This window comes from Kineococcus terrestris (genome assembly GCF_041020755.1).
In the GTDB taxonomy this organism is placed as follows: Bacteria; Actinomycetota; Actinomycetes; order Actinomycetales; family Kineococcaceae; genus Kineococcus; species Kineococcus terrestris.
Genome location: NZ_JBEUEI010000065.1, coordinates 1 through 5,833, shown reverse-complemented (window position 1 = coordinate 5,833; position 5,833 = coordinate 1). Strand labels below are relative to the sequence as shown.

Here is a 5,833-nt window from a genome sequence, read left to right as displayed (position 1 = left end):
GTGTGGCCGGCGGTGTCCTACTCTCCCACCCAGTCTCCCGGGCAGTACCATCGGCGCTGGTGGGCTTAGCTTCCGGGTTCGGAATGTTGCCGGGCGTTTCCCCACCGCTATGACCACCGGACCACGGTCCAGATCGACGCACAACCCCCCGCCCGCGGGACCGGAATCCCGGTACGGGGGTGGTTGCGGTCTGAGACACCGCACAGTGGACGCGAACAACGCTCTGGGACAGAGCTTCTTTGCAGCAGATGCCTGCCGAGCAGACCCTTGGAGGTCTGCAGCACTCGGGCTTGGCCGGCGCACCCACCCCCACCCACCCGAACGATCACTCGCTCAAGGGTGTGTGGTGCTTGGATGCGCGGCAGTCAAGTGATCGGCCTATTAGTACCGGTCAGCTCCACAACTCTCATCGTCGTTGCTTCCACACCCGGCCTATCAACCCAGTAGTCTGCTGGGAGCCTCTCACCCACAAGGGGCACGGAAACCTCATCTCGAAGCAGGCTTCCCGCTTAGATGCTTTCAGCGGTTATCCCTTCCGAACGTAGCCAACCAGCCATGCTCCTGGCGGAACAACTGGCACACCAGAGGTTCGTCCGTCCCGGTCCTCTCGTACTAGGGACAGCCCTTCTCAAGTTTCCAACGCGCGCAGCGGATAGGGACCGAACTGTCTCACGACGTTCTAAACCCAGCTCGCGTACCGCTTTAATGGGCGAACAGCCCAACCCTTGGGACCTACTCCAGCCCCAGGATGCGACGAGCCGACATCGAGGTGCCAAACCATGCCGTCGATATGGACTCTTGGGCAAGATCAGCCTGTTATCCCCGGGGTACCTTTTATCCGTTGAGCGACCGCGATTCCACACTCCACGGCCGGATCACTAGTCCCGACTTTCGTCCCTGCTCGACACGTCCGTCTCACAGTCAAGCTCCCTTGTGCACTTACACTCGCCACCTGATTGCCAACCAGGCTGAGGGAACCTTTGGGCGCCTCCGTTACCCTTTAGGAGGCAACCGCCCCAGTTAAACTACCCACCAGGCACTGTCCCTGATCCGGATCACGGACCGAAGTTAGACATCCAGAACGACCAGAGTGGTATTTCAACGGCGACTCCACACCCACTAGCGTGAGCGCTTCACAGTCTCCCACCTATCCTACACAAGCCGTCCCGAACACCAATACCAAGCTATAGTGAAGGTCCCGGGGTCTTTCCGTCCTGCTGCGCGAAACGAGCATCTTTACTCGTAGTGCAATTTCGCCGAGTTCGCGGTTGAGACAGCGGGGAAGTCGTTACGCCATTCGTGCAGGTCGGAACTTACCCGACAAGGAATTTCGCTACCTTAGGATGGTTATAGTTACCACCGCCGTTTACTGGCGCTTAAGTTCTCAGCGTCCCGCACCCGAAGGCGCGGTAACCGGTCCCCTTAACGTTCCAGCACCGGGCAGGCGTCAGTCCGTATACCTCGTCTTGCGACTTCGCACGGACCTGTGTTTTTAGTAAACAGTCGCTTCCCCCTGGTCTCTGCGGCCCTCAAACGCTAGCCGGCAAGCGGCTTCACGCCTCAGGCCCCCCTTCTCCCGAAGTTACGGGGGCATTTTGCCGAGTTCCTTAACCACGATTCACTCGATCGCCTCGGTATTCTCTACCTGACCACCTGAGTCGGTTTAGGGTACGGGCGGCTCGAACCTCGCGCCGAGGCTTTTCTAGACAGCATGGGATCACCCTGCTTCCCCCAGACGGGGTCACCATCAGGTCTCAGGCTGTGTGAGGTGCGGATTTGCCTACACCTCGCCCTACACCCTTGGACGTGGACAACCATCGCCACGCGGAAGCTACCCTCCTGCGTCACCCCTGTTACTACGCTTGACTACTACCGGATCGGGTCGCACGCGCCACCACCACCCTCCCGAAGGAGAGTGGGGCTTTGGGTGCTCAGCATCCCCGGCCTCGCCATGGGCGGTTCTACACCGGTACGGGAATATCAACCCGTTGTCCATCGACTACGCCTGTCGGCCTCGCCTTAGGTCCCGACTTACCCAGGGCGGATTAACCTGGCCCTGGAACCCTTGGTCAATCGGCGGACGGGTTTCTCACCCGTCATTCGCTACTCATGCCTGCATTCTCACTCGCGTGCAGTCCACGACACGATCACTCGGCCGCTTCACCCCACACACGACGCTCCCCTACCCACCCACACACCTGCACCCGGCGACCACCCACCCCGAAGGATGAGCAGACGAACGAGTGGAGCTCACGTGTGAGTGCCACAGCTTCGGCGGTGTGCTTGAGCCCCGCTACATTGTCGGCGCGGAATCACTTGACCAGTGAGCTATTACGCACTCTTTCAAGGGTGGCTGCTTCTAAGCCAACCTCCTGGTTGTCTGCGCAACTCCACATCCTTTCCCACTTAGCACACGCTTAGGGGCCTTAGCTGATGATCTGGGCTGTTTCCCTCTCGACTACGAAGCTTATCCCCCGCAGTCTCACTGCCACGCTCTGACTTACCGGCATTCGGAGTTTGGCTGACGTCAGTAACCCGGTGGGGCCCATCGGCCATCCAGTAGCTCTACCTCCGGCAAGAAACACGCGACGCTGCACCTAAATGCATTTCGGGGAGAACCAGCTATCACGGAGTTTGATTGGCCTTTCACCCCTACCCACAGCTCATCCCCCAGGTTTTCAACCCTGGTGGGTTCGGTCCTCCACACGGTCTTACCCGCGCTTCAACCTGGCCATGGGTAGATCACTCCGCTTCGGGTCTAGAGCACGCGACTGACACGCCCTGTTCGGACTCGCTTTCGCTACGGCTACCCCACCCGGGTTAACCTCGCCACGCACCACTAACTCGCAGGCTCATTCTTCAAAAGGCACGCCGTCACAGGAACGAGTCCTGCCCCGACGGTTTGTAGGCACACGGTTTCAGGTACTGTTTCACTCCCCTCCCGGGGTGCTTTTCACCATTCCCTCACGGTACTATCCGCTATCGGTCATCAGGAAGTATTCAGGCTTACCAGGTGGTCCTGGCAGATTCACACGAGATTCCACGAGCCCCGTGCTACTCGGGACGCCCACCCAAGGAGGCCGCAGTGTTTCGCCTACGGGGGTCTCACCCACTACGCCGGACCATCCCAGGCCCTTCGGCTACACCACGACTTTCTCACTCCCCGAACCGGTGTCAGCCGGCTCCGGTGAACTCCCACAACCCCGCACCCGCAACCCCTGACAGGTATCACACGGACACGGTTTAGCCTCCTCCGCTTTCGCTCGCCACTACTCACGGAATCACTGTTGTTTTCTCTTCCTGTGGGTACTGAGATGTTTCACTTCCCCACGTTCCCTCCACCCACCCTATACATTCAGGTGGGGGTGACCGCCCATGACGACGGCCGGGTTTCCCCATTCGGACACCCTCGGATCACCGTTCGGTTGCCAACTCCCCGAGGCTTATCGCAGGCTCCCACGTCCTTCATCGGCTCCTGATGCCAAGGCATCCACCATGCGCCCTTACCCACTTGACCACCACACAACCACCCACCACACACCCCGGCAGAACCGGAGAAAGCGCAGACGGCGCGCAGCGCCAAGCCGAGAACCACAAAAAACCAAAGGAATCTACTCGACGAACATCACTACAAAGATGCTCGCGTCCACTGTGCAGTTCTCAAACAACAACCGGATCCCACCGCCAGACGGCCAGCACCAGACACCCCCACCCACCCGAGCACCCCTGCGAAACGACAGCAGGACGACGAGGAGCAACAGCCGATGTGCAGACCACGGCACGACCCAGAGCAACCAGCAGACCCCCCACCCAGCCGAAGCTGCGCCAGGGGGCCGGCCCGGTCCCTCAGGACCCAACAGTGCGCCAGGTGACCACCCCCACCAGCACCCCCACGTTCCAGACCACTCCCGAAGGAGGCGTCCCGACCCCCGAAGGAGGCGGTACCGGTCGTACTAGTGCAGGCACCCAGCAGGTGCAGCCACCGTGTTGACGTTCCACCCGTAGACCGCCCCCGAGACACGCGCTCGAGCAGACGGCCACAGAACACCCCACACCCACCCGCTGTCCCATGACAGCAGCCGAGCTTCGCGGGGCTCCTTAGAAAGGAGGTGATCCAGCCGCACCTTCCGGTACGGCTACCTTGTTACGACTTCGTCCCAATCGCCAGTCCCACCTTCGACGACTCCCTCCCACAAGGGGTTGGGCCACCGGCTTCGGGTGTTACCGACTTTCATGACGTGACGGGCGGTGTGTACAAGGCCCGGGAACGTATTCACCGCAGCGTTGCTGATCTGCGATTACTAGCGACTCCGACTTCACGGGGTCGAGTTGCAGACCCCGATCCGAACTGAGACCAGCTTTTTGGGATTCGCTCCACCTCACGGTATCGCAGCCCTCTGTACTGGCCATTGTAGCATGCGTGAAGCCCAAGACATAAGGGGCATGATGATTTGACGTCATCCCCACCTTCCTCCGAGTTGACCCCGGCAGTCTCCCATGAGTCCCCAGCCGAACTGCTGGCAACATGGAACGAGGGTTGCGCTCGTTGCGGGACTTAACCCAACATCTCACGACACGAGCTGACGACAACCATGCACCACCTGTGCGCGACCACCTAAATGAAGCCCCATCTCTGAGGCGCCACCGCGCATGTCAAGCCTTGGTAAGGTTCTTCGCGTTGCATCGAATTAATCCGCATGCTCCGCCGCTTGTGCGGGCCCCCGTCAATTCCTTTGAGTTTTAGCCTTGCGGCCGTACTCCCCAGGCGGGGCGCTTAATGCGTTAGCTGCGGCACGGAACCCGTGGAATGGGTCCCACACCTAGCGCCCAACGTTTACGGCATGGACTACCAGGGTATCTAATCCTGTTCGCTCCCCATGCTTTCGCTCCTCAGCGTCAGTTACGGCCCAGAGACCCGCCTTCGCCACCGGTGTTCCTCCTGATATCTGCGCATTTCACCGCTACACCAGGAATTCCAGTCTCCCCTACCGCACTCAAGTGTGCCCGTACCCACTGCAAGCTCAGAGTTGAGCCCTGAGTTTTCACAGCAGACGCGACACACCGCCTACGAGCTCTTTACGCCCAATAATTCCGGACAACGCTTGCACCCTACGTATTACCGCGGCTGCTGGCACGTAGTTAGCCGGTGCTTCTTCTGCTCCTACCGTCACCCCGAGGGGCTTCGTCAAAGCTGAAAGAGGTTTACAACCCGAAGGCCGTCATCCCTCACGCGGCGTCGCTGCATCAGGCTTGCGCCCATTGTGCAATATTCCCCACTGCTGCCTCCCGTAGGAGTCTGGGCCGTGTCTCAGTCCCAGTGTGGCCGGTCGCCCTCTCAGGCCGGCTACCCGTCGTCGCCTTGGTGGGCCATCACCCCACCAACAAGCTGATAGGCCGCGAGCCCATCCCCAGCCGATGAAATCTTTCCACCCGCACCCGATGCCGGGGCGAGTCGTATCCGGTATTAGCCACCGTTTCCAGTGGTTGTCCCAGAGCCAGGGGCAGGTTGCTCACGTGTTACTCACCCGTTCGCCACTGATCCACCCCGAAGGGCTTCACCGTTCGACTTGCATGTGTTAAGCACGCCGCCAGCGTTCGTCCTGAGCCAGGATCAAACTCTCCGAAGAAAAAACCATACGGTCTCACGACCAACGGCCTTCCACAACCATCGAGCAAACCCAGGCATCGAAACCCCCACCCCCCTGGCGAGGAGAATGGAGGACAACACCAAAGGAAAACCCACGACCACCACACGCACACAACGCACGAAGATGGCCACAGGGGTTACAACATTGGCATCAACACTTGGCACACTGTTGAGTTCTCAAGAACC

The 5,833-nt window shown here is 60.1% G+C and carries 3 rRNA genes; all 3 read right to left on the bottom strand.

Going from position 1 to position 5,833, the window contains the following annotated elements:
• Positions 1 to 4 precede the first annotated feature (4 nt).
• Positions 5 to 121: ribosomal RNA gene (gene rrf, locus AB8M62_RS19945) — 5S ribosomal RNA — on the bottom strand.
• Between the two features lie 240 nt (positions 122 to 361).
• Positions 362 to 3,517 (bottom strand): 23S ribosomal RNA (locus AB8M62_RS19940).
• A 585-nt stretch (positions 3,518 to 4,102) separates the two neighbouring features.
• Positions 4,103 to 5,627, bottom strand: a 16S ribosomal RNA gene (locus AB8M62_RS19935).
• The 16S, 23S and 5S rRNA genes sit together here, the layout of an rRNA operon.
• Positions 5,628 to 5,833 lie beyond the last annotated feature (206 nt).